The organism is Duganella sp. Root336D2, from assembly GCF_001425005.1.
Lineage (GTDB): Bacteria > Pseudomonadota > Gammaproteobacteria > Burkholderiales > Burkholderiaceae_D > Rugamonas.
The window spans coordinates 1-4,518 of record NZ_LMDB01000027.1 but is presented as its reverse complement, the minus strand read 5'-3'; the positions used below and the strand labels follow the sequence as shown (position 1 = coordinate 4,518).

Annotated in this window: 6 protein-coding genes and 1 pseudogene; all 7 read left to right on the top strand. The window is 57.6% G+C overall.

The features are described 5' to 3' along the window. The coding region (locus ASD07_RS18255) for an RHS repeat domain-containing protein (RefSeq protein WP_162246579.1) at positions 1 to 1,314 on the top strand (1,314 nt) is incomplete at its 5' end. Then, on the top strand, positions 1,311 to 1,916 hold the full coding sequence (locus ASD07_RS18250; protein ID WP_055933643.1) for a suppressor of fused domain protein: 606 nt from the start codon (positions 1,311 to 1,313) through the stop codon (positions 1,914 to 1,916). The genes ASD07_RS18255 and ASD07_RS18250, both read left to right, overlap by 4 nt. Before the next feature lie 588 nt (positions 1,917 to 2,504). Beyond that, positions 2,505 to 2,795: a hypothetical protein gene (locus ASD07_RS18245; protein ID WP_055933640.1), complete on the top strand. Its 291-nt coding sequence runs from the start codon at positions 2,505 to 2,507 to the stop codon at positions 2,793 to 2,795. A gap of 79 nt (positions 2,796 to 2,874) precedes the next feature. Further along, positions 2,875 to 3,165, top strand: coding sequence for a hypothetical protein (locus ASD07_RS18240; RefSeq protein ID WP_055933637.1), 291 nt, complete (start codon positions 2,875 to 2,877; stop codon positions 3,163 to 3,165). Continuing rightward, positions 3,165 to 3,506: an IS66 family insertion sequence element accessory protein TnpB gene (tnpB, locus tag ASD07_RS18235; RefSeq protein WP_055933634.1), complete on the top strand. Its 342-nt coding sequence runs from the start codon at positions 3,165 to 3,167 to the stop codon at positions 3,504 to 3,506. Before ASD07_RS18240 ends, tnpB begins: the two co-directional genes overlap by 1 nt. Positions 3,507 to 3,615: 109 nt before the next feature. Next, positions 3,616 to 4,178: pseudogene (locus ASD07_RS30950) on the top strand (IS66 family transposase zinc-finger binding domain-containing protein); the annotation flags it as partial. A gap of 1 nt (position 4,179) precedes the next feature. Next, a partial coding sequence (locus ASD07_RS30945) for a transposase (RefSeq protein WP_156398074.1) occupies positions 4,180 to 4,518 on the top strand: 339 nt, incomplete at both ends.

Below are 4,518 nucleotides of genomic sequence, written 5' to 3'. Positions count from 1 at the left end.
TTGCATCGCGACGCGCTGGGCTCGATCGTCGCCACCACCGATGGCAGCGGCAAGCTGAAGAGCGAGATTGTTTACGACGCCTTCGGCAACATCACCGAAGCGACCGGCCAGAGCGCCAACAAGTTTGGCTACACCGGCCACCAGATGGATGCGGAGACGGGCCTGGTGTACTTCCAGGCGCGTTATTACGACCCGCAACTGGGGCGCTTCATTACGCAAGACCCATATGAGGGCGACTGGAAGACTCCGCTGTCGCTGCATCACTATCTGTATGCGTATGCGAATCCGACAGTCTATGTTGACTTGAATGGTTATGAGTCCACGATTTCGCAAGAGATCACACAATGGCGCAACCAACGACGTGAAGAAACCGGGCAAATTGCCGGGGCGTTAGCTGGGGCAGGGGTAGGAATCGCCGAGGCGATTTACGGTACAGCGAAGTTCGTCGTATATGACGCTGTTCCGGCGACCTTTGACAATGAAGGTGGCAAAGCTCGCATGCGTGAGCACGGTAAGAATCTTGCCGTGCTACTTCTTCAGACACCCCAGGTGATAGCAACGGTAAAAGGCGAATTTGCGAAAGCGGATGCCCAAGCCGCCGTCAGCGAAGCACAAGGAAACCATGGAACGGCCGGCTTTGAACGAACTTATAGCCGCGCACGAGTTGTCGCCCCAATATTGGCTGCCATTGCCTCCGCGAGGGTCCCAACGCTCCCGAAGGCTGGACCAATGCCTGAGGTTCCGAAATTACCAGCAATCGAAAAACCTCCTATGCTGGAAGCGCCACTTGGGCCCAAGTCGGCTCTGGCGGAGCAAAGAGCGGCCACTATTGGCGAAAATGTCGGCGGTCCCGGTGTTCAAGAGGTCATGCCAGCGCAGAGTGCCAATACGACTCAAGGTTCTGCCAAGCCAATGGTATTTAAGAGGATCGAAGGTAAGAGTGTTCGAAAGACCGACTATCCAACTCGAATTAGGAAGCAAAAACAACGTGAGTTGGAAGCTGCAGCAACTGATGAAAAGGGCGTTATCCGTTGCCAAAGCAAGGATTGTGAAGTGCCAGGCGGCAGAGAACTTGAGCCTGGCAAAGGCTCACCGCAACATATTCCTGAATTGGTGCAGACTCACAATAGTCGCGGTTACAACGTGGATCAGCCAACTCGTAATGATCTGTACAATGACACTGCCAAAGAATGGCATTGCATTGAATGCCAAAGAAAAGAGGGGGGGGGCACGACGGAAACATACCGCCGTGACGTTGGGCCGGAGTACAAACCTCGCCCCAAGAGGGAGCCAGTAAAGAAGGAGTCAGAATGAATAAAGAAGAGAAACTTTCGTTTGATGTTCGCAGGACCGTATTGTTGGGTGCGTACATGAAGGCGTGGGGAATGCCCATGTCCCGTGTCTTGGCCGAAAAGGACGACCACATTGTCGAGGCTTACTTTTTTCCTGCGAGTGCAGACGGAAAGATAAACCGTTACGTGACCATGGGCGTCTCAGGCCATTGTATGCCGAACGGCAAAGTTGCCGATTGGGAGCTTTTATTAGCTCTTCCAACCGATAACGGTGGTGCTTCAGAGGCAGAAGTTATCTCGTTCCTTTTTGATGTAATGGCTTATTCGCTTAGCCCGGAAGTACCGTTTAAGCTAGGACTGGCAATACCCGAATCGAAATTGGCACCCAGATCGTGGGCTGCGCGAGCACTGCTTATCGACGAACCCCGCGCTGAGCCTGAACATTTAACTGAGATTCAAGTTGGTGAGGAATCGGTGAAACTACTATGGATTGTTCCCATACATCGGGATGAATGCGAACTGATTTACCGGGACGGCCTTGAAGCCTTCGATGATGCGGAAGCGGCTTCTCAATGGAGTCCTGCCGATCCTTGTCGGCCTTCGTTCTTAAGCAAGAATATATGACTCGGTTGCCCTGCCCCGTTCAGTTGCCCTGCCCCGTTCCGGCGCGTGTCAAGATAGTTGTCGCCTGAATCAAGCAGCAATTTGCTGAATATGGCCCTCCTTCGCAGCAGTGGAAACGATGCAATCACGCTCCGGTGCCCCGTTCAGTGTTCAGTTGAAATTGGGGTAGGGGGCTGCGGCACGCTTTTTTCAAACCAAAAGCGGGCCGTCGGACACAACTCGTTGACCGTCGAGCCGCTTCAATCAGCAAACTGTCTGCCCGCCCAACTCAATGTGCCTGCAATTTCAGCAATTCCAGGCCAGCAGGCGAGCACGAGCCTGAACACCTGTCGTTCGCCATGTTCAATAGGCCGCCACTTGGTTGCTGGCTAATGCAGCGGCACGAATCCTTTCAGAAGCCCGTTCCAGCCCTGGTATGGAACGAACGCTTTCGGAGGGTTCAGATAAGGACTGATGCCGCGCCAGGCCTCCATCGGTGTCCAGCCAAACAGATGCTGATGCGGCCGAATCTCGGTAAGCGTGCAGCCGATCCACCTGTGAAAGCGTGATTTGCCAACCCATACTCCGATTTTTACTTTGGAGATGGGGATGTCAAACACTGAACGGGAATTGCTGTGGCGGGAGCGAGTAGCGCGCTGGCGCAAGAGCGGCATGTCACAGCGAGCATTCGCGCTGGAGGAAGGTTACCCGGTGCGCCAAGTAGGATATTGGGTTCGCCGCTTAAGCAGTGAGGCGCCGAAAGCCTCGGTGATGCCGGTGGTGGTCAAGCAAGCGCCTGTTGCGCCAGCATTGCTAGTGCGCGCCCCGCAAGGCTGGTCCATCGAAGTACCTGCAGGCACGCCGGCGGGCTGGGTGGCCGAGCTGCTGCGCAGCCTGTAATGCAGCTGCAGGCAAATTCGGTCTGGCTGGCGACGCAGCCCGTCGACATCCGNCTCTGATTTTTACTTTGGAGATGGGGATGTCAAACACTGAACGGGAATTGCTGTGGCGGGAGCGAGTAGCGCGCTGGCGCAAGAGCGGTATGTCGCAGCGAGCATTCGCGCTGGMGGAAGGTTACCCGGTGCGCCAAGTGGGGTATTGGGTTCGCCGTATAAGCAGTGAGGCGCCGCAAGCTTCGGTGATGCCGGTGGTGGTCAAGCAAGCGCCTGGTGCGCCAGCATTGCAAGTGCGCGGCCCGCAAGGCTGGTCCATCGAAGTACCTGCAGGCACGCCGGCGGGCTGGGTGGYCGAGCTGCTGCGCAGCCTGTAATGCAGCTGCAGGCAAATTCGGTCTGGCTGGCGACGCAGCCCGTCGACATCCGYGCCGGCRTTGACCGCCTGTCGCTGTATGTGCAGCAGGCATTGGGCAAGGCACCCTGCGACGGCACGGCCTACGTGTTCAGCAACCGTCGCCAAACGCGCCTGAAGGTGGTGTGCTGGGATGGYAAYGGCGTGTGGATGTGCGTKCGYCGCCTGCATCGCGGCCAGTTCGTCTGGCCGCAAGCCGGTGACACAGCGTGGGAATTGACCTGTGAGCAATGGCAGTGGTTGGTGGCGGGTGTGGATTGGCAGCGCYTGTCGGCGYCGCCTCCGGCSGCATGGAAATTGTGAGCAAGACCTGTTAACCGGCAATCCGTTCTGTTAACATCGCTGCATGGATTTGCTCGAACAACTAGCCCGTAACAATGCCGACCCTGCGCTGCTTGCGCAGCTTAAGGCAATGCTGGCTCAGAAAGATGAGCAAATTGCGCAGCAGCGCGGGCAGCTCGCCGAAACTGGCGCGCGGCTTGCTGAGCAGGATGTTCAGCTGCAGGCCTTGCAGGTTCAAAAGAATGAAATGCTCGCGGCGGGAAAATCCAAAGACGTGAAGATCCAGGCGTTGACGCTGGAACTGGCGTACATGAAGCGCATCAAATTTGGCAAGGCCAGCGAAGCATACAGCGGGGAGCAGCTTGAGTTGTTTGGCGAGGCTTTGGCTAGCGACCTGGCGGCACTGGAAGCTGAACTGGAAGAACTGCAGGGCAAGCGAAAGTCCACGCCGCGCAACCAGGCCGGTCGTCAACCATTGCCAGCCGAATTGCCGCGCATCGAGCATCGCCACGAACCGGAGTCCTGCCAATGCGAGGCCTGCGGTCGTGACCTGGTCAAGATCGGTGAGGACATCAGTGAGCAGCTCGATGTGGAACCAGCACGTTTCTTCGTGCATCGCCATATCCGCCCGCAATACGCCTGCCGTGGCTGCGAAACGGTAACGGCAGCGCCGATCCCGCCAGCGGTGATCGANACCAGCACGTTTCTTCGTGCATCGCCATATCCGCCCGCAATACGCCTGCCGTGGCTGCGAAACGGTAACGGCAGCGCCGATCCCGCCAGCGGTGATCGATGGCGGCATGGCCGCACCGCGTCTGCTGGCATGGGTGGCGGTCAGCAAGTTCGCCGATCATCTGCCGCTGTATCGGCTGGAGCAGATTGCAGCGCGCCAAGGCGTTCCGTTGGCGCGTTCCACGCTGGCCGAATGGCTTGGCAAAGTGGGCGTGGCCTTGCAGCCGCTGTGCGACCGGTTGGCGCAGTTGTTACTGCAGCGCCCATGCCTGCATGCCGATGAAACGCCGGTGCGCCAACT

Bases quoted from the DNA above. Each gene is read 5' to 3' on its own strand.
- ASD07_RS18250 (WP_055933643.1), top strand. From the start codon at position 1,311: ATGAATAAAGAAGAGAAACTTTCGTTTGATGTTCGCAGGACCGTATTG.
- ASD07_RS18245 (WP_055933640.1), top strand. From the start codon at position 2,505: ATGTCAAACACTGAACGGGAATTGCTGTGGCGGGAGCGAGTAGCGCGC.